The sequence below is a fragment of the Vibrio xiamenensis genome (assembly GCF_900100015.1).
GTDB lineage: Bacteria > Pseudomonadota > Gammaproteobacteria > Enterobacterales > Vibrionaceae > Vibrio > Vibrio xiamenensis.
The window spans coordinates 21,149-44,694 of record NZ_FNDD01000015.1 but is presented as its reverse complement, the minus strand read 5'-3'; the positions used below and the strand labels follow the sequence as shown (position 1 = coordinate 44,694).

21 protein-coding genes are annotated in these 23,546 nt (G+C 47.1%); 11 read left to right on the top strand and 10 right to left on the bottom strand.

The genetic code is table 11. The annotated features are described in order from the left end of the window. The 3 genes from BLS03_RS13155 to nadC form a co-directional block, all read right to left on the bottom strand. Complete coding sequence (locus BLS03_RS13155; protein WP_093274690.1) at positions 1 to 1,641, bottom strand: GspE/PulE family protein; 1,641 nt, start codon at positions 1,639 to 1,641, stop codon at positions 1 to 3. Continuing rightward, positions 1,641 to 2,087 carry a pilin gene (locus BLS03_RS13150; RefSeq protein ID WP_093274687.1) on the bottom strand — a complete coding sequence of 149 codons (447 nt, stop codon included), beginning with the start codon at positions 2,085 to 2,087 and terminating at the stop codon, positions 1,641 to 1,643. Before BLS03_RS13150 ends, BLS03_RS13155 begins: the two co-directional genes overlap by 1 nt. Positions 2,088 to 2,381: 294 nt before the next feature. Further along, positions 2,382 to 3,269: a carboxylating nicotinate-nucleotide diphosphorylase gene (gene nadC, locus BLS03_RS13140; RefSeq protein WP_093274865.1), complete on the bottom strand. Its 888-nt coding sequence runs from the start codon at positions 3,267 to 3,269 to the stop codon at positions 2,382 to 2,384. A gap of 132 nt (positions 3,270 to 3,401) precedes the next feature. Between nadC and ampD the strand changes: the two genes are divergently transcribed. Continuing rightward, complete coding sequence (ampD, locus tag BLS03_RS13135) at positions 3,402 to 3,956, top strand: 1,6-anhydro-N-acetylmuramyl-L-alanine amidase AmpD (RefSeq protein ID WP_093274680.1); 555 nt, start codon at positions 3,402 to 3,404, stop codon at positions 3,954 to 3,956. A 52-nt stretch (positions 3,957 to 4,008) separates the two neighbouring features. Here the strand turns inward: ampD and fldB are convergent, their stop codons facing one another. After that, positions 4,009 to 4,527, bottom strand: coding sequence for a flavodoxin FldB (fldB, locus tag BLS03_RS13130; protein ID WP_093274678.1), 519 nt, complete (start codon positions 4,525 to 4,527; stop codon positions 4,009 to 4,011). A gap of 132 nt (positions 4,528 to 4,659) precedes the next feature. Here fldB and xerD point away from each other — a divergent pair, with 132 nt between their 5' ends. From xerD to lpdA, 7 genes are all read left to right on the top strand, one after another. Then, a complete protein-coding gene (gene xerD, locus BLS03_RS13125; protein WP_093274675.1) occupies positions 4,660 to 5,568 on the top strand; it encodes a site-specific tyrosine recombinase XerD in 909 nt (302 codons plus the stop codon). 7 nt (positions 5,569 to 5,575) lie between these two features. Beyond that, the gene (gene dsbC / locus BLS03_RS13120; RefSeq protein WP_093274674.1) at positions 5,576 to 6,358 is read left to right on the top strand and encodes a bifunctional protein-disulfide isomerase/oxidoreductase DsbC; all 783 of its coding nucleotides are present in this window, start codon (positions 5,576 to 5,578) and stop codon (positions 6,356 to 6,358) included. 39 nt (positions 6,359 to 6,397) lie between these two features. Beyond that, positions 6,398 to 8,137, top strand: a complete 1,740-nt coding sequence (gene recJ, locus BLS03_RS13115) for a single-stranded-DNA-specific exonuclease RecJ (protein WP_093274672.1) — start codon at positions 6,398 to 6,400, stop codon at positions 8,135 to 8,137. Between the two features lie 361 nt (positions 8,138 to 8,498). Continuing rightward, the gene (gene pdhR, locus BLS03_RS13110; protein ID WP_093274668.1) at positions 8,499 to 9,266 is read left to right on the top strand and encodes a pyruvate dehydrogenase complex transcriptional repressor PdhR; all 768 of its coding nucleotides are present in this window, start codon (positions 8,499 to 8,501) and stop codon (positions 9,264 to 9,266) included. Positions 9,267 to 9,315: 49 nt separating this feature from the next. Next, complete coding sequence (gene aceE, locus BLS03_RS13105; RefSeq protein ID WP_093274665.1) at positions 9,316 to 11,976, top strand: pyruvate dehydrogenase (acetyl-transferring), homodimeric type; 2,661 nt, start codon at positions 9,316 to 9,318, stop codon at positions 11,974 to 11,976. 17 nt (positions 11,977 to 11,993) lie between these two features. Continuing rightward, the gene (aceF, locus tag BLS03_RS13100; protein WP_093274662.1) at positions 11,994 to 13,868 is read left to right on the top strand and encodes a pyruvate dehydrogenase complex dihydrolipoyllysine-residue acetyltransferase; all 1,875 of its coding nucleotides are present in this window, start codon (positions 11,994 to 11,996) and stop codon (positions 13,866 to 13,868) included. 254 nt (positions 13,869 to 14,122) lie between these two features. Continuing rightward, the gene (gene lpdA / locus BLS03_RS13095; RefSeq protein ID WP_093274659.1) at positions 14,123 to 15,547 is read left to right on the top strand and encodes a dihydrolipoyl dehydrogenase; all 1,425 of its coding nucleotides are present in this window, start codon (positions 14,123 to 14,125) and stop codon (positions 15,545 to 15,547) included. Positions 15,548 to 15,641: 94 nt separating this feature from the next. On the opposite strand, the gene BLS03_RS13090 is transcribed toward lpdA, so the two are convergent. Next, positions 15,642 to 16,256 carry a LuxR/HapR/OpaR family quorum-sensing transcriptional regulator gene (locus BLS03_RS13090; protein ID WP_093274657.1) on the bottom strand — a complete coding sequence of 205 codons (615 nt, stop codon included), beginning with the start codon at positions 16,254 to 16,256 and terminating at the stop codon, positions 15,642 to 15,644. Between the two features lie 291 nt (positions 16,257 to 16,547). On the opposite strand from BLS03_RS13090, the gene hpt reads away from it, so the two are divergent. Continuing rightward, positions 16,548 to 17,078: a hypoxanthine phosphoribosyltransferase gene (gene hpt / locus BLS03_RS13085; protein WP_093274656.1), complete on the top strand. Its 531-nt coding sequence runs from the start codon at positions 16,548 to 16,550 to the stop codon at positions 17,076 to 17,078. 104 nt (positions 17,079 to 17,182) lie between these two features. Here the strand turns inward: hpt and can are convergent, their stop codons facing one another. Further along, a complete protein-coding gene (gene can / locus BLS03_RS13080; protein WP_093274654.1) occupies positions 17,183 to 17,851 on the bottom strand; it encodes a carbonate dehydratase in 669 nt (222 codons plus the stop codon). 292 nt (positions 17,852 to 18,143) lie between these two features. Between can and BLS03_RS13075 the strand changes: the two genes are divergently transcribed. Together BLS03_RS13075 and BLS03_RS13070 are read left to right on the top strand one after the other, a co-directional pair. Next, positions 18,144 to 19,076, top strand: a complete 933-nt coding sequence (locus BLS03_RS13075; RefSeq protein WP_093274652.1) for an ABC transporter ATP-binding protein — start codon at positions 18,144 to 18,146, stop codon at positions 19,074 to 19,076. 1 nt (position 19,077) lies between these two features. Further along, positions 19,078 to 19,848: an ABC transporter permease gene (locus BLS03_RS13070; RefSeq protein WP_093274651.1), complete on the top strand. Its 771-nt coding sequence runs from the start codon at positions 19,078 to 19,080 to the stop codon at positions 19,846 to 19,848. 102 nt (positions 19,849 to 19,950) lie between these two features. Here the strand turns inward: BLS03_RS13070 and panC are convergent, their stop codons facing one another. From panC to pcnB, 4 genes are read right to left on the bottom strand one after another with little or no spacing between them, the layout of a single operon-like run. Further along, positions 19,951 to 20,844 (bottom strand): pantoate--beta-alanine ligase, encoded by an 894-nt coding sequence (gene panC, locus BLS03_RS13065; RefSeq protein WP_093274649.1) that lies wholly within the window; start codon positions 20,842 to 20,844, stop codon positions 19,951 to 19,953. Positions 20,845 to 20,855: 11 nt separating this feature from the next. Further along, positions 20,856 to 21,650, bottom strand: coding sequence for a 3-methyl-2-oxobutanoate hydroxymethyltransferase (gene panB, locus BLS03_RS13060; protein ID WP_093274645.1), 795 nt, complete (start codon positions 21,648 to 21,650; stop codon positions 20,856 to 20,858). A 24-nt stretch (positions 21,651 to 21,674) separates the two neighbouring features. Further along, a complete protein-coding gene (gene folK, locus BLS03_RS13055; protein WP_093274642.1) occupies positions 21,675 to 22,160 on the bottom strand; it encodes a 2-amino-4-hydroxy-6-hydroxymethyldihydropteridine diphosphokinase in 486 nt (161 codons plus the stop codon). Beyond that, on the bottom strand, positions 22,157 to 23,512 hold the full coding sequence (gene pcnB, locus BLS03_RS13050) for a polynucleotide adenylyltransferase PcnB (RefSeq protein WP_093274639.1): 1,356 nt from the start codon (positions 23,510 to 23,512) through the stop codon (positions 22,157 to 22,159). The genes folK and pcnB overlap by 4 nt, the downstream gene beginning before the upstream one ends. Positions 23,513 to 23,546 lie beyond the last annotated feature (34 nt).

Below are 23,546 nucleotides of genomic sequence, written 5' to 3'. Positions count from 1 at the left end.
TCATTCGCTGAGTAACACTCTTTCGAGTTCCGCATGGCTGGTGAGGCCTTGTGCCCATTTCTCAAGTCCGGCTTGATACAAACTGTGGCTGCCGTTTTGGCGCGCGATCTCCTCTAATTTCACGGCGGATTGTTGCTGGTTGATGGCGTGAGCAAGCGAATGGTCGAGTTTCATCACTTGATATATTCCGATTCGACCTGAGTAACCATGATGGCAATGGTCGCAGCCTTGAGGATTGGCATCGAACGGTGTGATGGCGTGTGAACGATCGAGCTGCTCCATCAGTTTAGCCGTCGGTACGCTGGGAACTTTGCAGTGAAGGCATAATTTACGTACCAGACGCTGAGCAATAATCAAGTTAAGCGAGGCGCTGACGTTATAGGGAGCGACACCCATTTGCATTAAGCGCGTGATACTTTGCGCGGCAGAATTGGTATGCAGGGTTGCCAGAACTAAATGGCCGGTTTGCGCCGCTTTGACTGCGATGTCGGCGGTTTCTTTATCACGAATTTCTCCAATCATCAGGACATCAGGGTCTTGACGTAAAAAAGCGCGCAAGGCGTGCGCAAAATCAAAGCCAATTTGCGGTTTGATTTCGACTTGATTGACCCCATCGAGCAGAATTTCAACCGGGTCTTCGGCGGTGGCGATATTGATGTTGTCTCGGTTGATATGGTTAAGGCCACTATAAAGCGAAACGGTTTTGCCGCTTCCCGTTGGCCCAGTAATTAAAATCAGACCTTGAGGTTGATTGAGCGCGTTGAGAAACAGTGATTGCTGATGCTTGGATAAGCCTAATTCTGGGATGGTTAATGCCGCTAAGCTTTGATCTAAAAGCCTAAGGACGATTTTCTCACCCCATACCGTTGGCAGTGTTGAGACCCGGATATCGAGGTTACTTTGCGGGGTGAACGTGAGCTGAGTGCGTCCGTCTTGCGGTAGCCTGCGTTCGGCAATATCAAGGTTGGCTAAAATCTTTACCCGCCCAGCAAGGCGCAGGCTCAGCGGCGGCGATACCTGAGTGATGGTGCTGAGCAATCCATCGATTCGAAAGCGGATACGATAGCCGTGCTGATTGGGTTCAAAATGAATGTCAGAGGCTTTTTGTGCGGCAGCTTGCTGAAGAATTTGTTCGATATATTGGCTAATTGAGTCGTCTTGAAAAGGGGCAGATTCATCATCGGGCGCTTGAGTGTTGGCGAAGCGATAACTTGTAGCGTTCTCTTGAACTTGATGACTAAACAGCGTTTGTAGCGCTGCCGCCAATTGTTGGTAATCTGCAACCACCAATTCAATATCCAATCCAGTGTGAAAGCGCAGCTCTGGCTCGAGTTCCGTATCCGTTGGGTCGGCAACCGCCACTGTGAGCTTACTATCGCACTGAATAGGCAATGCTATAAAACGTTGCCATACCGCGGTTAGATTAAATTGCTCACACACCGCTGGGTAATCAAAGTCGGTCAAATTGACATGCGGCAGTTGAAAGTAGTCGCTGAGGTATTGCGCCAATGTTTCAGATTGATGAGCCTTTATCGCTAACAGCGCGTCGATGGGGCTTAAAGGGCTAGCAATAATTTGCCCATATTGCTGCTCTGTCAGCCAATCGGTCTTGCGTAATAGGTTGGCAAGATTTGAGCTCATTACGGGCTCTCCGGGCAACTGCTTGGCACGATGTCGGCAGATTCACCACTGGCGAGTGTGGTGGAGCATTGCCAGCCACTGGTGGTGCGTGAATAAGAAATGGTGGTGTTAGTCGCAATCGCACTGCTTTGAAACGAAAACTCCAACGCGTTGGTTTTGATTTCAATGCTACCCAAAGTTGGTGTGCTGGCAGAAATGCCCAGAGCTGAAAATACTGCTGAGGATTGGCTCGCAGAAAACCCGCCATATTCCTGATAGTAGAGTTCAGCGGGAGTGAGTAGGGCTTTCATGGTGGCAAGTGCTGCGGAAAATTCAGCCTTCTTAACGTAATTTTGGTACGCAGGAAGCGCAATTGAAGAGAGTACGCCGATGATCGCAACCACGATCATCAATTCAATCAAAGTAAAGCCAAGCTGTTTAAGCTTGAGAGCAATAAGTGATGACATGTTTGGAGAGTTCGCCTGTGAATGTATTGGCGAAGCATAAGAGCCCATAAATGATTTGGCGGCGCTTGCGGCTCGAAGTGCGAGGCACTTGTTTTGGTTTACTGGGTATGTTGCGTGTCAATCACACAAATCTTTGTGCTAACACCAAGTTTTTAGTGCTTGGTGTTATTGCTTGGTATAGTTGCTTGGTATTGGCGCTTGGAAAGGGGAGCGAGGATCGAAAAACAGCAGACCTAAGCCTGCTGTTGCTATTTGATAATGGGTATTGCTAATAAGGAATTTACATGCGTTTGCTTATTTAAAGCGCATGGAAAGATCCATCGCTTTGACGTGCTTGGTCAGGGCGCCAACGGAAATGTAATCCACGCCTGTTTGTGCGTATTCGCGCAGCGTTTCCAGCGTAACATTACCGGAGTTTTCCAGCGCCGCACGTCCGGCATTGATGGTAACCGCTTCACGCATCATCTCAAGGCTGAAGTTATCGAGCATGATGATATCGGCGCCAGCTTCGATGGCTTGTTGCAGTTCGGCCAAGCTTTCGGTTTCAACTTCAACCGGTTTTCCTGGGTTTAACTGTTTGGCTGTCGCAATGGCTTGCGAAATGCCGCCACAGGCGATGATATGATTTTCTTTAATTAAGTAAGCGTCAAACACACCAATGCGGTGATTAAATCCACCGCCACATGCTACGGCGTATTTTAATGCGCTGCGCAGACCAGGAACGGTTTTGCGCGTATCCAACAGTTTACAGTCAGTGCCTTCGAGCGCTTTGGCATAAGTTGCCGTGATGGTCGCGCAGCCTGATAGCGTTTGGATGAAATTCATCGCGTTGCGCTCACCAGTAAGCAAAATACGTGCAGGACCTTTCAAATCACACAAGGTTTGATTGGGTTCCACATGGTCGCCATCTTGAACATACCATTTTATGCTGACTTCGCCGCCAAGTTGTTTAAACACTTCGTCTGCCCATGCTTGACCACAAAATACGCCGGCTTCGCGTGTGATGATAGTGGCTTCATTGACCGCATCAGCAGGAATTAAGCTGGCAGTGATATCTGCGGCTGGGTCTAAGGTGCCACCGAGATCTTCTCTTAGTGTATCGGAAACGGCGCGCGTGATTTCAAGCGGTAATTGTTGCTTGAGGTACTCAAGACGGGCTTGGCTGTTGTGGGTATCTTTCATAGCAAATGTTATCAAACCGAGTGGAACGGAGCGGGTATAATACGGCGTCTTCACTCCAAATTCAGCCATTAATCTCGCTTTTCGTTGGCGACGCGATAAAATCGCCACAGCGAGAATTTTTAAGGGGATGAAATGATAGACCAATCAGGATGGTATCAAAGGGCGAAACATGTGCCTTCGCCATTTTTTGATAAGCGTAGCGATGCCAGCGATATTTCACTGCTGGTGGTGCACAATATCAGTTTGCCGCCCGGGCAGTTTGGCGGCCCTTACATTGAGCAGTTTTTTACTGGCAAGCTCGATGCTAATGCGCACCCGTTTTTTAAAGTGATCCACAACATGGGCGTTTCGGCGCACTGCCTGATTCGTCGCGATGGTGAAGTTATTCAGTTTGTTTCGTTTCTAGATAGGGCGTGGCATGCGGGTAAATCATCGTTTGCTGGGCGAGAGAAATGTAATGATTATTCGATTGGTATTGAGCTAGAAGGCAGTGACTTTGTCGCTTATACCGAAGAGCAGTACCAAGCGTTAAGCGCATTAACTCAAACTTTGATGGCACGTTTCCCCGCAATTACCGCGCCGCGTATTACCGGGCATCAATACATCGCACCGCTGCGTAAAACCGACCCTGGTTTGGTGTTTGATTGGCGCCGCTTTCGCCAGTTGCTAAGTGAGAAATCGCAGTAACATTGCTAGGGCGCCAACAATGAGGCTGCCCTAAATGCCACATTTCGCGCGATTAAAGCGCGTCATGGTATTCAACCAGAATCTGTTCTACCCAAGCTTCAATACGCTCGTCGCTTAGCTCATATTGCGAGTCTTCATCAAGGGCGAGGCCGACAAAGTGGCTGCCGTCGTCAGTTAAGGCTTTTGAGGCTTCGAATTGGTAGCCTTGGTTTGGCCAGTACCCCAGAATTTTTGCTTGTGTCTTGACGATCTCGTCGTGAAGTAGGCCCATTGCATCCAGATACCATTCGCCATAGCCTTCTTGATCGCCGAGCCCGAACAAAGCGACGTGTTTGTCTTTTAGAGATATGCCATCGATTTGCTGCCATATCGCACTCCAGTCTTCTTGAATTTCGCCGAAATCCCAAGTTGAGATGCCTAAAATCAGAAAATCGTAGTCATTCATTAAAGAGAGTGGAGCGTCTTTGACATTGTGGACATCGACTAACTCTTCGCCGATCAATTGACGAATTTTTTCCGCTGCCATTTCTGTGTAGCAGGTGGTTGAGCCGTAAAACAAACCGATTTTCATAATTTCTTTTTCAATTCTACTGTTAACTAACAAATTCTAACCATAAACCTGCGCCTTTAACATGATAAATTTTGTAGCATTGTCCTATTCGCTCCCGTAGAGTGAAGCGTTAAGTTAGCGAAGAGGTGAGTCGTGGCAGAGCAAGGTTTGGCCGATCAAGGGCTGGTAGAACAGTTTTTAGATGCAATGTGGATGGAGCGTGGTCTGTCGGAAAACACATTAGCGTCGTATCGAAATGATTTGATCAAATTGCTGCAGTGGATGGAATCACACAACTATCGTTTGGATTTCATTAGTTTAAATGGCTTGCAGCAATATCAGACTTGGCTGGTGGATAAAGACTATAAGCAGACCTCGCGCGCACGAATGCTATCGGCGATTCGCCGTCTATTCCAGTATCTGCACCGCGAAAAAATTCGCGCCGATGATCCGAGCGCGTTGCTGGTCAGCCCGAAACTGCCCAAACGCTTACCCAAAGATTTAACCGAAGATCAAGTTGATGCGCTGCTGAGCGCGCCCGATCCCAACGATCCTTTAGAGCTGCGCGATAAAGCTATGCTTGAGCTGCTGTATGCCACTGGTCTGCGTGTCACTGAGTTGGTGAGTTTAACCATGGAAAACATCAGTTTGCGCCAAGGTGTGGTCCGAGTGACTGGTAAAGGTGGTAAAGAGCGTTTAGTGCCGATGGGCGAAGATGCGGTGGATTGGATTGAAACTTTTCTGGCTCAAGGGCGGTCTATATTGCTCGGTGAGCAGACATCCGATGTGGTGTTTCCAAGTAAGCGCGCTAAACAGATGACGCGGCAAACCTTTTGGCATCGCATTAAGCATTACGCTCTCCTTGCCGGCATCGATAGTGACAAGTTATCACCGCACGTATTGAGACATGCCTTTGCAACACACCTACTCAATTACGGTGCGGATCTCAGAGTAGTACAGATGCTGCTCGGGCATAGTGACTTATCGACCACGCAAATTTATACTCACGTAGCGACAGAAAGACTGAAACAAATTCACAATCAGCATCATCCAAGGGCTTAAAATTATTATGAAATTTTCCACTGTCATTCGCCGACTGGCTTTATTTTCTTTGCCTCTCTTTGTAGCGGCGTGTAACGCTGAAGAAACCACAGCGCCAAGCAGCAAGGCTGCCACTGCAGAGCAAAGCTTTGATAAAGCGCAGCTGACTCAGCGCTTCAGTGGTATGGGGCTGCAAATTATTGATATTACTGCAGCTGATATTCCCGGATTGTTGGAAGTCAAAACCAACGGCGGCATTCTATTTTCGTCATTAGACGGGCAATACTTTATTGCCGGTACGCTTTATCAGTTAGATGCTCAAGGCCACTACGAAGACGTATTGGCTAAACGCCAAGCGCCAATGAATGCCAAGAAACTGGCTGAACTTAGCGATCAAACTATTGAATATAAAGCCGATAAAGAAAAATACGTGGTCACTGTCTTTACTGATATTACCTGTGGTTACTGTGTGCGTTTGCACAGCCAAATGAAACAGTACAATGATTTAGGTATTACTGTGCGCTACATGGCATTTCCTCGCCAAGGCGCAACAGGACCGGTTGCGGACAACATGGCGGCAATTTGGTGTGCGGATGACAAAAAAGCGGCCTTAGATGCAGCGAAAACGAAGCGCCAAGTACCTGAGCCAAGCGCGAACATCGAACAGTGTAAGCAACTGGTTAAACACCACCATGACCTTGGCCAGCAGCTAGGCATTACGGGTACACCAGCGATTTTCTTGCCTAACGGCAAAATGATTGGCGGCTACCTGCCACCAGAGCAACTGCTCAAAGAGTTACAAAAAATTTAACAGATTGGACAGGCAGGCGATTCGCCTGCCTTATAAATTATGATTGAAATTCAACAACGCCCCGAGATAGATCTCTCTTTACTTCCTGACACCATTCCCGAGTTACTTCGCAAAATCTACATTCGTCGCGGCATTCGTGATATTGAGCAATTGAGTACGGCAGCGAAATCGTTGCAGTCCTACCAAATGCTCGATGGGATTGAGCGAGCGGTTGAGCTGCTGTACGCCGCGGTGCGAGAGAATAAACGTATCATTGTGGTCGGCGATTTTGACGCGGATGGCGCGACCAGCTCTGCTTTATCGGTATTGGCGCTACGTATGCTCGGTTGCCATAACGTCGATTATCTGGTCCCCAACCGTTTTGAAGATGGTTATGGCTTGAGTCCTGAAGTAGTCGATCAAGCGCTTGAACTGGGCGTTGAGGTGATCATGACTGTGGATAACGGCGTCTCTTCAATTGAAGGAGTGCGTTATGCCAAGCAACAGGGCATTCAAGTGGTGGTAACCGATCACCATTTACCGGGCCATGAACTGCCTAATGCCGATGCCATGGTTAATCCAAACCTTGCGACTTGCTCATTTCCGTCCAAAGCACTGGCTGGAGTCGGTGTGGCGTTTTATTTGATGATGGCGTTATGCGTACATATGCGCAAGGTGGGGTGGTTCAGCGAGCAGGGCATGGCTGAACCCAAGCTCATGGAACTCATTGATCTAGTTGCTCTTGGCACCGTCGCTGACGTAGTGCCGCTGGATGACAACAACCGTATTTTGGTTCACCAAGGCTTGCAGCGCATTCGTGCGGGTAAAGCGCGCCCAGGTATTCAGGCTTTAATCGAAGTCTCGAAGCGCGATGCTCGGCGTATGATTGCCACCGATTTTGGCTTTGCATTAGGGCCGCGGATCAACGCCGCTGGGCGTTTGGATGATATGTCATTTGGCGTCGAACTGCTAATGTCAAACAACATTCATGCTGCACGTCGCATGGCAAGTGAACTCGATGGCCTGAATCAAACCCGTAAAGAGATCGAAGCGGGAATGAAACAAGAAGCGATGGCATTTTGTGAGCGTCTGCAGTTTGGCGCTGATAGTGAACTGCCACACGGGCTGGTTCTGTTTCAACGCGACTGGCATCAGGGGGTCATCGGGATTCTTGCCTCGCGCATCAAAGAGCAATTTCACCGTCCAGTGATTGCATTTGCCGATGGTGGCGATGGCATGATTAAAGGTTCATGCCGTTCGATTCCCGGCCTACATATGCGTGATACGTTGGATAAAATCGACACTCAGAATCCGGGCTTGATCGTCAAATTTGGTGGTCATGCGATGGCGGCAGGACTCACCATTCCTGAAGCGCAATTTGAGCGTTTCGCGACGCTATTTGACCAAACGGTTAAACAAGACCTCGATGAAGCGGCTTTAAAAGGAATAGTGCTGTCTGATGGCGAGCTAACGCCTGAACAATTCTCGTTGCATACCGCGGAAATGCTGCGCGCGGCCGGGCCTTGGGGGCAAGCCTTTCCTGAACCAATTTTTGATGGTGAATTTAAAGTGTTGCATCAAAAGTTAGTCGGTGAAAAGCACCTAAAGTTGATGCTCGAACCGCTTTACAAAGGTCACCCGACCAACATAACGGTGGATGGTATTGCCTTTAATATCGACCTGCGCCGTTGGCCTGATGCATCGGTCAAAACCGTACGACTAGCCTATAAGTTAGATGTTAATGAATTCCGCGGAAACCAATCTTTACAAATAATGATTGAGCATATTGAAGCAAAGTAATGGAACAAAACAATATATAAAAAAATTAAGCCAGCAATCAGTTGCTGGCTTTTTTATTGGTTTCATTAATGTCTTTTGGCTCGGTGTAACAACATTGAGTAGTGAATCTTCACCTTTTGTTAAAACACGTCGAATATTGTGCCAGCGGGCTCTCAAAAGCGATTTTTGTTTACAATATGTAATTGGTAAGACCATTTATATTGTTGTTTTAATGCTTGATTGTTATCGGGCTGTTGAGGCTAGACTTCTTCTATGACTTAGGTCAATTTTGGGCTGGACAAAAACGTTTTAATTATGTTAATTTCTGCACCATCTTAAAATTGGTATTACCAATTGCCAGCAGAGTGACAGAATAATAATTATGGCTTATCAAAGGATTCGTCAGCCAAAACTCTCAGATGTTATCGAACAAGAGTTAGAACGGTTGATTGTGGAAGGAACACTTTCTGCGGGGCAAAAGTTGCCTCCAGAGCGTGAACTGGCTAAGCAGTTTGATGTGTCTCGTCCCTCCATTCGAGAAGCAATTCAGCGTTTAGAAGCCAAACGACTCCTGACACGTCGTCAAGGTGGTGGCACTTTCGTTAGTGACAACATTTGGACGAGCTTTTCCGATCCTTTGCTAAATTTATTGTCTAGTCATTCAGAAACGCAGCTCGATTTACTGGAAACTCGCCATGCGATGGAAGGTATCTCAGCGTATTTCGCGGCACTGCGTGGTACCTCTGAGGACTTTGCTCGAATCCAGGCCTGTCTAGAGCGAATCAGTGAGCAACAAGCAAGTAAAAATGTCGAAGCAGAATCTGCTGCGGTCATGGAATTCTTGATTGCCCTTACCGAAGCCGCTCATAACGTGGTCTTGCTCCACATCGTGCGCAGTCTTGCGCCGTTGCTAGAGCAGAACGTCTCTCAAAATTTAAAGCTATTACACCGCCGCGATGAAGTGGTGGAGAAAGTAAGTAAACACCGAGCTAACATTGTGGATGCGATTGTTTCAGGTCAGCCTGACAAGGCGCGCGAAATGTGTCATTCGCATTTAGCTTATATCGAAGAAACATTGTTGGATTTGACTCGCGAAGAGTCTCGTCGCGAACGTTCTCTTCGTCGAATTCAACAAGGCAATGACTCATAAAGAGTCATGCTCGTTTAAGTAGATCCAACCAACAGAAGGATAGATCGCCATGTCTGATATGAAGCATGACGTAGATGCACTGGAGACTCAAGACTGGTTACAAGCCCTTGAGTCAGTTGTACGTGAAGAAGGTGTAGAGCGCGCTCAGTTCTTACTAGAGCAAGTTCTAGACAAAGCACGTCTAGACGGTGTTGACATGCCAACCGGAATCACCACTAACTACATCAACACGATTCCAGCTGATCAAGAACCCGCTTACCCAGGTGATACCACTCTAGAGCGCCGTATTCGTTCCATCATTCGCTGGAACGCAATTATGATCGTTCTTCGTGCGTCTAAGAAAGATTTAGAGCTAGGCGGCCATATGGCGTCTTTCCAATCTTCAGCCGCATTCTATGAGACATGTTTTAACCACTTCTTCCGCGCACCGAACGAAAAAGACGGCGGCGACTTGGTTTACTATCAAGGTCACATCTCTCCAGGGATCTACGCTCGCGCATTCGTTGAAGGTCGTCTAACTGAAGATCAGCTAGATAACTTCCGTCAAGAAGTGGATGGCAAAGGTCTGCCTTCATACCCACACCCTAAATTGATGCCTGAATTCTGGCAATTCCCAACCGTATCTATGGGTCTGGGTCCAATCGCTTCTATCTACCAAGCTCGTTTCCTTAAATACCTAGAAGGTCGTGGTCTGAAAGATACTTCAGAGCAACGTGTATACGCTTTCCTAGGCGACGGTGAGATGGATGAGCCAGAATCACGTGGTGCGATTTCTTTCGCTGCGCGCGAGAAACTCGACAACCTATGTTTCCTAATCAACTGTAACCTGCAACGTCTAGACGGCCCTGTAATGGGTAACGGTAAGATCATTCAAGAGCTTGAAGGTCTGTTCAAAGGCGCTGGCTGGAACGTAGTTAAAGTTATTTGGGGTAACAACTGGGATTCTCTATTAGCCAAAGATACTTCTGGTAAGCTTCTTCAGCTAATGAACGAAACCATCGATGGCGACTACCAAACGTTCAAAGCTAAAGACGGTGCTTACGTACGTGAGCACTTCTTCGGTAAATACCCAGAAACAGCAGCGCTTGTTGCTGATATGACGGACGACGAAGTCTTTGCACTTAAACGTGGTGGTCACGAATCATCTAAGCTTTACGCGGCATTCAAAAACGCTCAAGACACCAAAGGCAAACCAACTGTTATCCTAGCGAAAACAGTTAAAGGTTACGGCATGGGTGAAGCGGCGGAAGGTAAGAACATCGCGCACCAAGTTAAGAAAATGGACATGACTCACGTACTACACCTACGTGACCGTCTAGGCCTACAAGACTTGATCTCTGACGAAGATGTGAAAGCTCTGCCTTACTTGAAACTTGAAGAAGGTTCAAAAGAGTTCGAATACCTACACGCTCGTCGTAAAGCACTACACGGTTACACACCGCAACGTCTGCCAAACTTCACTCAAGAGCTAGTGATTCCTCAAGTTGATGAATTCAAGCCACTACTTGAAGAGCAGAAGCGTGACATCTCAACCACAATGGCGTTTGTACGTACATTGAACGTGTTGCTAAAAGATAAGAACATCGGTCAAAACATCGTTCCTATCATTGCTGATGAAGCGCGTACTTTCGGTATGGAAGGTCTGTTCCGTCAAATCGGTATTTACAACCCGCACGGTCAGAACTACACACCTCAAGACCGCGACATCGTTTCTTACTATAAAGAAGCGACTTCAGGTCAAGTTCTACAAGAAGGTATCAACGAGCTAGGTGCTATGTCTTCATGGGTTGCTGCTGCAACTTCATACAGCACTAACAACTTGCCGATGATTCCATTCTACATCTACTACTCTATGTTTGGTTTCCAACGTGTTGGCGACATGGCATGGATGGCAGGTGACCAACAAGCTCGTGGTTTCCTACTTGGTGCAACAGCTGGCCGTACGACTCTAAACGGTGAAGGTCTACAGCACGAAGATGGTCACTCGCACATTCTAGCGAACACAGTACCTAACTGTATCTCTTACGACCCAACTTTCGCTTACGAAGTTGCAGTTATCATGCAAGACGGTATTCGTCGCATGTACGGCGATCAAGAGAACATTTACTACTACTTGACGCTAATGAACGAAAACTACCACATGCCAGCAATGCCAGAAGGCGCTGAAGAAGGTATCCGTAAAGGTATCTACAAGCTAGAAAGCTATGTTGGTGATAAAGCGAAAGTTCAGCTAATGAGCTCTGGTACTATCATGAATGAAGTACGCAAAGCTGCACAAATCCTAAGCGACGACTACGGTATCGCGTCTGACGTTTACTCTGTAACGTCATTCAACGAACTGACTCGTGACGGTCAAGCTGCTGAGCGTTACAACATGCTTCACCCTGAAGCCGAAGCGCAAGTGCCATACATCACCACCGCAATGGGTAGTGAGCCTGCAATTGCTGCAACGGACTACATGAAAAACTACGCAGAACAAGTACGTGCTTTCGTTCCTGCTGAGTCTTACAAAGTGTTGGGTACTGATGGCTTTGGCCGTTCAGACAGCCGTGACAACCTACGTCGTCACTTCGAAGTGAACGCCGGTTACGTTGTAGTTGCTGCGCTTAACGAGCTTGCTAAACGTGGCGATGTTGAGAAATCTGTTGTGGCTGAAGCCATTAAGAAATTCGACATCGACGCAGACAAAACAAACCCACTATACGCTTAATAAAGGTAGGAAAAGCAATGGCAATCGAAATTAATGTACCAGACATCGGTGCGGATGAGGTTGAAGTTACTGAGATTCTCGTAAGCGTTGGTGACAAGGTAGAAGAAGAGCAGTCACTGATCACAGTGGAAGGCGACAAAGCTTCTATGGAAGTACCAGCTTCAGCAGCGGGTATCGTGAAAGAAATCAAAGTTGCAGAAGGCGACAAGGTTTCTACTGGCTCTTTAATTATGATCTTTGAAGAAGAAGCGGGCGCGGCAGCGCCTGCTCCAGCGGCAGAAGCGGCGCCAGCGCAAGCAGCGGCTCCGGCAGCAGCTGAGCTTAAAGAAGTTCACGTTCCAGATATCGGTGGCGACGAAGTTGAAGTGACCGAAATCATGGTCGCGGTAGGCGATGCTATCGAAGAAGAGCAATCTTTGATTACTGTAGAAGGCGACAAAGCTTCTATGGAAGTTCCTGCGCCATTCGCAGGTACACTTAAAGAAATCAAAGTAGCCGCAGGCGATAAAGTATCGACTGGCTCACTTATCATGGTATTTGAAGTTGCGGGTTCAGGCGCTGTAGCAGCACCTGCACAAGCAGCGGCTCCTGCGCCAGCGCCAGCAGCGGCAGCAGACAAAGAAGTGAACGTACCAGATATCGGTGGCGACGAAGTTGAAGTCACTGAAATCATGGTTGCTGTTGGCGATACTGTGGAAGAAGAGCAATCTTTGATCACAGTTGAAGGCGACAAAGCGTCAATGGAAGTACCTGCACCATTTGCAGGTGTGGTTAAAGAAATCAAAGTAGCCGCTGGCGATAAAGTGTCTACTGGTTCTCTAATCATGGTGTTTGAAGTCGCAGGCGCAGCGCCAGCAGTGGCACCAGCTCAATCTGCAGCTCCAGCGGCGGCACCAGTAGCCAAAGCGGAAGCGCCTAAAGCGTCGGCTCCTGCAGCAGCGGGTGATTTCCAAGAAAACAACGACTATGCACACGCATCTCCAGTTGTACGTCGTCTAGCTCGTGAATTTGGTGTTAACCTTGCTAAGGTTAAAGGTACTGGTCGTAAGAGCCGTATCCTCAAAGAAGACGTGCAAAACTACGTGAAAGAAGCGCTTAAGCGTCTTGAGTCTGGTGCGGGTGCATCAGGTAAAGGCGACGGCAGTGCTCTTGGTCTGCTTCCTTGGCCGAAAGTTGATTTCAGCAAGTTTGGTGACACTGAAGTTCAACCGCTATCACGTATCAAGAAGATCTCTGGCGCGAACCTACACCGTAACTGGGTGATGATCCCTCACGTTACACAATGGGATAACGCAGACATCACTGAGCTTGAAAACTTCCGTAAAGAGCAAAATGCGATTGAAGCGAAGAAAGACTCAGGCATGAAGATCACTCCACTTGTGTTCATCATGAAAGCTGTGGCGAAAGCGCTTGAAGAATTCCCAGCGTTTAACTCTTCTCTATCTGAAGATGGCGAGAGCTTGATTCTGAAGAAATACGTAAACGTGGGCATCGCAGTGGATACACCAAACGGCCTAGTGGTTCCTGTGTTCAAAGATGTGAACAAGAAAGGTATCTACGAGCTTTCTGAAGAGCTAATGGTTGTATCGAAGAAAGCGCGTGCAGGTAAACTGACCGCTTCTGATATGCAAGGTGGCTGCTTCACTATCTCAAGCCTTGGTGGTATCGGCGGTACTGCATTTACACCAATCGTAAATGCACCTGAAGTCGGCATCCTAGGTGTGTCTAAGTCTGAAATGAAACCTGTGTGGAACGGCAAAGAGTTTGCTCCACGCCTACAACTTCCGCTATCTCTATCATACGACCACCGTGTGATCGACGGTGCAGAAGGTGCGCGTTTCATTAGCTACTTGAACGCATGTCTATCTGACATTCGTCGTCTAGTTCTGTAATAGAATAGATGACTTAGAGGCGGCAACTAAGCCGCCTCTACTAATTGAATTTGATGACAATTCGTTGAAGGCTCAGGTTTTCACAATCGAATTGTTGTCTGGCTCACAGGCTAAATGGATTTACTTTTCACACCATTAACATCTCTGTAAACTGTTGACGGTCTGAAATCTCGGTTAAAGCCCATAAATTACTTTAAACCTACAAAATCAATACCCACTCAGCCTGTTAGGGATAATGACTACAAGAGGTCAAAATGAGCAAAGAAATTAAAGCCCAAGTGGTTGTACTTGGTGCCGGTCCTGCTGGTTACTCCGCTGCATTCCGTTGTGCAGACTTAGGTCTGGACACTGTTCTTATCGAACGCTACAGCACGCTTGGCGGCGTGTGTCTAAACGTGGGTTGTATCCCATCGAAAGCTTTGCTTCACGTTGCAAAAGTAATTGAAGAAGCAAAAGCCCTTGCAGAGCACGGTATTGTCTTTGGCGAACCACAAACTGACATCGACAAAGTGCGTTTGTGGAAAGAAAAAGTGATCAACCAATTGACTGGCGGTCTTGGCGGTATGGCTAAGATGCGTAAAGTTAACGTTGTGAACGGTCTTGGTAAATTTACCGGTCCTAACAGCATCGAAGTTGAAGGTGAAGACGGTAAAACTGTTGTTAACTTTGACAACGCGATCGTTGCTGCAGGTTCTCGCCCAATCAAACTGCCATTCATTCCACATGAAGACCCACGTATTTGGGACTCAACAGATGCACTTGAACTGAAAGAAGTTCCTGGAAAACTGCTGATCATGGGCGGTGGTATCATCGGTCTAGAAATGGGTACGGTATACCACTCTCTAGGTTCGCAAATCGACGTGGTTGAAATGTTCGACCAAGTGATTCCTGCAGCCGATAAAGACATCGTTAAGGTGTACACCAAGCGCATTAAAGACAAATTCAACTTGATGCTAGAAACCAAAGTTACCGCTGTTGAAGCGAAAGAAGATGGTATCTACGTTTCAATGGAAGGCAAAAAAGCGCCAGCAGAAGCTGAGCGTTACGATGCCGTTCTTGTTGCTATCGGTCGTGTACCAAACGGTAAATTGCTTGAAGCTGAAAAAGCCGGTCTTGAAGTGGATGAGCGTGGCTTTATCAATGTTGATAAGCAAATGCGTACTAACGTACCGCACATCTTCGCTATCGGTGATATCGTTGGTCAACCAATGCTTGCTCATAAAGGCGTGCATGAAGGCCACGTAGCCGCAGAAGTGATTGCTGGTAAGAAACACTACTTCGACCCTAAAGTGATTCCGTCAATCGCGTACACTGAGCCAGAAGTGGCTTGGGTTGGTAAGACTGAAAAAGAAGCGAAAGCTGAAGGTCTTAAATACGAAGTGGCGACATTCCCATGGGCTGCGTCAGGTCGTGCAATCGCATCTGATTGTGCAGACGGTATGACTAAGCTTATCTTCGATAAAGAGACTCATCGTGTTATCGGTGGTGCGATTGTTGGTACCAACGGTGGTGAGCTTCTTGGCGAAATCGGTCTAGCGATTGAAATGGGGTGTGATGCAGAAGACATCGCATTGACGATTCACGCTCACCCAACCTTGCATGAATCTGTTGGTCTAGCTTCAGAAGTGTTTGAAGGCACGATTACCGACCTTCCAAACGCGAAAGCGAAGAAAAAATAATTCTGCCGCTTGAAATGCAAAAAACCGCTGATGAAAATCAGCGGTTTTTTATTGCTTGTTATACGACATATTTACTGTTCAGTCAGCTCGAAAGTTATGAGGCTTTCTTGTAAATAGACAGCATATCAAGGTAGTTTTCCGTCAGCTTAACAATCGCTTCTTCATTGTGTAAGCGATTAGACTGCACAAACAGTGAGTAACATAAGCCGTGGAATAGCGTTGCGAGGTCTTCAGGATCGTAGTCGCTGCATAATTCACCGCGCTCCATCGATTTTGCGAACATGTTTTGTACCAACAGTTGGTTGGTTTTGTTGGTGTTTACAAACAATGGCCACACTTCGTCACGCGTTGACGCACTCCACTCAAACCACACTTTTAACCAGTCGCAGTCGTGCACAACTAAGTTAACCATAGCGCTGGTGAGGTTGGTGATGTTGTCTTTGGCGTGAAGGTCGAGGTCGATGTTTTCGGTGAGGAAGTTTGAGAATTGGCGCACTACGTAGTTGAGTACGTCGTCAACCAGATCTTCTCGAGTAGGGAAGTAGTTAAAAACGGTCGCGACAGAGACTTGAGCGATGTCTGCAATGTCGGCGTGACCACCACGTCCGATACCGCGTTTGGCGAACACTTCAAGCGCAATTTCCATTAATTGTTGCTTACGTTTTTGCGGAGAAAGCCGTGTACGTGGCCTTTTTGCTATTGAGTCCATACGGGTTATTCCTTGCCAATTGAGTTGTCGTTGTTGGGCTTGTAGCCCTATATATTTAATTATTATTTGCTTTTCAGCTTTATGAGTGTAATGGTGCATATCATTTTGGTCAATCCTTTGGCTAAGTTTTATAATTAATTTTGTTATTTATAAAATGCATGATGGTTTATTTGGCTGACTATTTCAGCGTTCCATTTTCACTTCATTTCTATCAGTGGTAGACTTAGCGCCTTTCAAAAAGCGGCGTTGCCGTTTGGTTCTCAATACTGCCAACATCCAATCGAGATAGTTATGAAACACACAGTAGAAGTGATGATTTCTGAGCAACAAGTTCAGGAACGCATCAGCGAATTAGGTAAACAGATTTCAGCCCATTACCAAAATAGCGAAAACTTAGTCTTAGTTGGTCTGCTGCGCGGCTCTTTCGTTTTTATGGCGGATTTAGCACGAGCGATTGATGTTATCCACCAAGTCGACTTCATGACGGCTTCAAGCTACGGTAACAGCATGGAAAGCTCACGTGATGTCCGTATTTTGAAAGATCTTGATGACGACATCAAAGGCAAAGATGTGCTGTTGGTCGAAGACATTATTGATACTGGTAACACGCTTTCAAAAGTACGCGAAATTTTGTCGCTCCGTGAGCCAAACTCAATCAAGATTTGTACTTTGCTGGATAAGCCAAGCCGCCGTGAAGTCGATGTGGATGTTGAGTGGATCGGTTTTGGCATTCCCGATGAATTCGTTGTGGGTGTTGGTATCGACTACGCGCAGAAATATCGCCACCTGCCGTACATTGGTAAAGTGGTACCGCAAGAATAATTCAGATAAAAGAAAAGCCCACAGTGTGGGCTTTTCTTTTATCTATCGTGGCTGTTTGTGTGACAATCGTGGGACTCGTCACCCAGCGCAATAGCGCGCCTGATTTAACGACACAGCAGCTTTTTTTCTGGGTTTAATATCATTTGCAACGATGTTTGGTACGAGGCTTCCACGGTTTGTGGTGAATTGGAGCGAATGCCTAAATATTCCAAGCGACCATCACCAATACCGTAAACCACGCCATGAATTTCCACATCTTGGCCGCGATCCCACGCATTTTGCATAATGGTTGAATTACCTAAGTTATACACTTGCTCGGCCACGTTAAGCTCACCAAGTTTGTCGGCTTTGTCTTCTTCGGGCATTTGGTCAAGGTAGGTGCGGTGTTTGATGTACAAATCACGAATGTGCAGTAACCAGTTATTGATTAAGCCAAGTTGTGGGTTGTCAATCGCAGCACTCACACCGCCACAGCCATAGTGACCACAAACGATAATGTGCTTTATCTTAAGTACGTCAACGGCATATTGAACCACAGACAGGCAGTTTAAGTCGGTATGGATGACTTGGTTAGCAACGTTACGATGAACGAACAATTCGCCTGAATACAAACCGGTGAGACGTTCTGCCGGTACGCGGCTGTCAGAGCAACCAATCCATAAAAAGTCCGGCTTTTGACCTTCAGTCAATTTGGAAAAATATTCTGGTCGTTCGGCTTTGATCGATTCAGACCATTTTGAGTTATTTTCAAAAAGCTGTTTAATTTCCGGCATGTCAACGTTTTCCCTAAAATCTTAGCTTCAATATACACAATTCTTTTGGGCCTAACCTCATCTAATTAGTAACAAAATCACTGTTCAGATGTGTTCTCGCTTCCGAAATCGAAAACATCGTCAATAATGCGATGTTTTAGGTTGTTGAGGTCAATACGGTAAATGGTTTTTATTTACAGTATAGATGTAAGTAATTGTGTGTTTTCTACCAATAAATATTAGCTTAAGGGTTGAAAAATAGTCACTTCATCGGCATTTGTAGAGGGTCTCTAGCAAAAGAAGATGCTTTCGCATGTATGCATTAGAAATAGAACAGCTTCGAAAAACCTATGCAGGTGGTTTTGAGGCATTGAAAGGCATTAGCCTCACTGTCGAGCAGGGCGATTTTTATGCACTGCTTGGGCCAAATGGGGCGGGTAAATCGACCTCAATCGGAATTATCTCTTCTCTGGTCAATAAAACCTCAGGCAAAGTCAAAGTGTTCGGTTATGACATTGATACCGACCTTGAGCGCGCCAAGCAAAACCTCGGCTTAGTGCCGCAAGAATTTAACTTTAACCAGTTTGAAACTGTAGAGCAGATTGTTATGCAGCAGGCAGGTTATTATGGTGTGACACGCGCAGTGGCAAAGCAGCGCGCCGAAAAATACCTCACCAAACTCGATTTGTGGGATAAACGCGCCGAGCGTGCTCGTAACCTTTCTGGCGGGATGAAGCGCCGTTTAATGATTGCTCGCGCCTTAATGCATGAGCCGCAACTGTTGATCCTCGATGAGCCAACTGCTGGCGTAGATATCGAACTGCGTCGCTCGATGTGGGAATTTCTTAAAGAGATCAACCGTGACCAAGGCATCACCATCATTTTGACTACTCACTATCTTGAAGAAGCGGAAATGCTGTGTCGCCACATCGGTATTATCAACCGTGGTGAGTTGATCGAAAACACGACGATGAAAGCCCTACTTGGCAAATTAAGCGTCGAGACCTTCATCTTAGATTTGGGCGACTCGATTGACGAGGTTCCAGTGCTAGAAAATGTCAATTCCCAGCACTTAGTCGATGGTTCTTTAGAGATCGAACTGAATAAGACTCAAGGTTTGAACTCGGTGTTTTCCCAGCTCACTGAGCTTGGTATTACCGTGACCTCAATGCGTAATAAAGCCAACCGACTTGAAGAGCTGTTTGTCAGTATCGTTCGCCAGCAGCAAGAGCAAGGAGCCCATTAGTATGTATCAGTTGTATTGGACGGCATTTCGCAGTTTGCTGGGCAAAGAGATTAACCGCTTTATGCGTATTTGGGTGCAAACCCTAGTGCCGCCGGCGATTACCATGACACTGTATTTCATCATTTTTGGTAATTTGATTGGCTCGCGTATCGGTGAAATGAACGGCTTTAGCTATATGGAATACATAGTGCCGGGCCTGATTATGATGTCGGTGATCACCAACTCCTATTCCAACGTCGCATCGTCATTTTTTAGTGCCAAGATGCAAAAAAATATCGAAGAGTTGCTGGTGGCGCCAGTGCCAAACTACGTGATTATCGCCGGTTATGTGATGGGTGGTGTGACGCGCGGCTTGTTGGTCGGCGCATTGGTGACCTTTGTGTCACTGTTCTTTGTCGACTTAAATGTCGAACATTGGGGCGTGATTATCGCAACGGTATTTCTAACCTCTGTGGTGTTTGCACTTGGCGGTTTGATTAACGCTGTGTTTGCAAAAACGTTTGATGATATTTCAATTGTACCGACATTTGTATTAACGCCACTGACTTATCTTGGTGGGGTGTTCTACTCGATAAGCTTATTGCCGGAGTTTTGGCAAGGGGTATCCAAAATCAACCCGATCGTCTACATGGTCAACGCGTTCCGTTACGGTTTCCTCGGGGTATCGGATGTCGGGATTGTTACTTCGTTCAGCGTGCTGGCGGTGTTTGTCGTGCTGTTGTACGCCGCTGCCCATTATTTGGTAACGCGCGGTATTGGTCTTCGCAGTTAAAGTTTATTTCTAGTCAAATCAATAAAAAAGGTCGACATGATGTCGACCTTTTTTATTGATTTGCGAAAGTTTATCGCGGGCAACTTAAAGCATCGGGATGCATTATTCCGCGTTTGCTTCGCTGCTGTCTGATTCTTTACTTTCGGTATTAAGATCCACCACCTGATTATCAATCAAGCGAACTTGACCTAAATGCGCAGACATTAAAATGACCGCTTGCACGCTTTCTGGCGTCACTGTTGATAGCGTTCTGGCATCACGAATAAAGATTTCATCTGGATGTAAACCGGCAGCGCGCAGCTGATCGTTGGCATCTTCGATGATCGATGCGTAATCGCTGCGTCCGCCGCGAATCGCGCTGCTGATCCAACGCATGGTGCGAGCCAGCACTGGCGCGCGTTGGCGCTGATCTAACGTCAGGCGAGTATTACGAGAACTCATCGCCAAGCCATCCATTTCACGCACCGTAGGCACACCAATAATGATGATGTTCATCGCCATGTCTGAGACCATTTTGCGAATCACTGCAAGTTGCTGAAAATCTTTCTCGCCAAAGCAAGCGATGTCGGGCTGCACCATGTTAAACAACTTGGTCACGACCGTCGCAACGCCACGAAAATGACCAGGACGTGACGCGCCTTCGAGCATGGTGGAAAGCCCAGGAACATCAACAAAGGTGTGTTTATCCAAACCTTCTGGATACATGATTTCTGGCGTTGGCGTGAACACCAGATCCACAGATTCTTGGTTGAGTTTGCTTAAATCGTCTTCAAGAGTTCGTGGATAGCTGTTGAGGTCGTCCGCGCGGTCAAATTGCATCGGATTGACGAAAATGCTCGCGACGACGACATCAGCGACTTCGCGCGCCTTTCTAACGAGTGTCATGTGGCCTTCATGCAGGTTACCCATCGTTGGGACAAAGGCGATCGTTCGACCTTCACGCTTATACAGCTTGATCTGTTCTTTTAACGTGGTGATGTCAGCGACAGTTTGCATGAGTCAGTCCTCTAGGCAATCGTATGTTCAGAATCTGGAAACGCACCGGATTGTACGTCTTGAATATATTTAGCCACAGCTTCACGCATACTTCCCGTCTCTTCGAGGAAGTTTTTCGAGAATTTCGGCATATAATTGGCTGAAATACCGAACATATCGTGCATAACCAGAATTTGACCATCGGTTACATTACCGGCACCGATACCAATCACGGGAACTTCTAGCACTTCGGTAATTCGTGCTGCAAGTTCAGCAGGCACGCATTCCAGCAAAATGATTTGCGCGCCAGCTTCTTGTAAAGCCAATGCATCTTTAACCATGCGGTCGGCTTTTTCGCTGTCGCGGCCCTGTACTTTATAACCACCAAAAATGTTGACAGATTGTGGGGTCAAACCTAAGTGTGCACATACAGGTACCGCACGTTCGGTGAGCATTTTAACGCTCTCAACCAGCCATTCGCCGCCTTCGATTTTGACCATGTTTGCGCCCGCTTGCATGATTTTTGCGGCGTTCTCACACGCTTGCTGTGGGGTTGCAAAGCTCATAAATGGCATATCTGCCATCAGTAAGCTGTTCGGGCTACCAGCGCGAACACAGCGAGTGTGGTAGGCGATGTCATCGACAGTAACAGGCAGTGTGTCGTTGTGACCTTGCAAAACCATACCGAGTGAGTCGCCAACAAGCAGCACAGGCATCTCTTGGCTTTCAAACAGTTGGGCAAAGCTGGCATCGTAAGCGGTGGCCGAAGCAAATTTACGACCTTCCTGCTTCCACTTCATCAGGTCATTAATGGTGATTTTTTTCATGTTCTTGTCCTTAGCAGGGGTTGGCTAAAATGGCCAAATGCTGAGTCCGTTTCTAGCTACTGAGTTCAGTAGAGTCGGGAGCTCAGTCCCATCAGGGAAAGTTAAATTCGGTGCGATTTCAGCTAGCGGGTACAGCACAAATTCGCGCTGTTTCATGCCGTAGTGAGGCACGACAAGTCGCTCGGAATCGATCACCTGATCGCCATAAAGTAAGATATCTAGGTCTAGGGTTCTTGGTCCCCAACGCTCTTCTTTACGTACGCGCCCTTGTTCTAGCTCAATTGCTTGAGTGCAATCAAGCAAAGCCAGTGGCGTTAAGTTTGTGGTTATTTCTACGACTGCGTTGATGTAGTCGGGTTGATCTTGTGGCCCCATTGGCGTGCTGCTATATAGCGATGAGGCTTGAACAAACTGGCTATTGGGCAGCGTTTTTAATGCTTCAATTGCCAGTTTCGCCTGACTGACTGGGTCAGCCAGGTTACTGCCCACTGCAATGTATGCCGTGATCATGATGCGCTATTCGCCTTTTTCTTAGTATTCCGACGGCGACGAGGCTTAGGTTTTGGGTTAGCTCCATCGATGTCGGCAACCATGGCTTGACGCATATTGCGGCCCGCATTTTGAAAGGTTTCCCACCATTTCGCAAGCTGCTTTGTCTCTTCACCTTCGATTTCGCCGCGCATTTCGAGGAAATCAAAGCCGGCGCGGAACTTATTCAGCTCCATCAAACGGAAGGCTCTCTTACCGTTGCGACGTGGTAGACGCAGCTGCAATTGCCAGATTTCACGAATGGTCGCGGTATGACGACGTGGAATGGCAATGGTTTTGACTTGTTCGTCGATGATCAAGTTACCGGCTTCCATTACTGCATCGTAATAAGCGAAATTACGTGTTGCCATCAACTCATCGGCTTTCGCCAGCATTGGGTACCACAGCATTGCTGCAAACATAAATGCTGGATTAATGCGTTTACCTTCTTCAATGCGTTGATCGGTGGCATCAAGAACTAGGTCAAGCATCTGCTCGGTTTTCGATGAGTAATCTGCAGTGAAAAACTCAGAGATGGTCGGGAACAGGGGTTGGAATAACTGATATTCACGCATTAGGTGATAGGTTTCCAGCCCAAGCCCGGTCTGTAGCATTTTCAGCGACTCTTCGTAAAGGCGCGCTGACGGAATGTCTTTAAGCAAGTGAGCGAGGTGTTCAATCGGATCGGCGGTTTCTTCTTCGATATCGAAATCCAATTTTACCGCAAAGCGAATCGCACGCAGCATGCGCACTGGGTCTTCGCGATAGCGCGTTTCTGGATCGCCAATCAAGCGAATCAGCTTGTCTTCAAGATCTTCAACGCCGCCAGCATAATCGTGAATCGCATAGTTAGCGATGTTGTAGTACATGGCATTGATGGTGAAATCGCGACGCTCGGCGTCTTCATCAATACTGCCATAGACGTTATCACGCAGTAACATGCCTTCTTTCGATTGCTGGGCAATATGCTGAGTATTTTCTTGATGGTGACCACGGAAGGTCGCCACCTCAATAATGTCGCGACCAAACATAATGTGGGCGAGACGGAATCGACGGCCAATCAAACGACAGTTTCTAAACAGTTTTTTGATCTGTTCTGGCGTAGCGTTGGTGGCAATGTCAAAATCTTTGGGCGTGTGTCCTAAAAGTAAATCGCGCACACCACCCCCAACTAAAAATGCGTCAAACCCTGCGCTATTTAGGCGGTATAGGACTTTCAGCGCATTATCACTGATCTGCTTGCGGGAGATGTTGTGCTCTTCTCGAGTTATGAGATTCAAAGCGAGTTCTGGAAAATGCGTTGCCTCGCTAGGTTTTATATCGTTCTTATTCATGTGCTTTTGGCAATAATCACTAAAGCCAACCTTG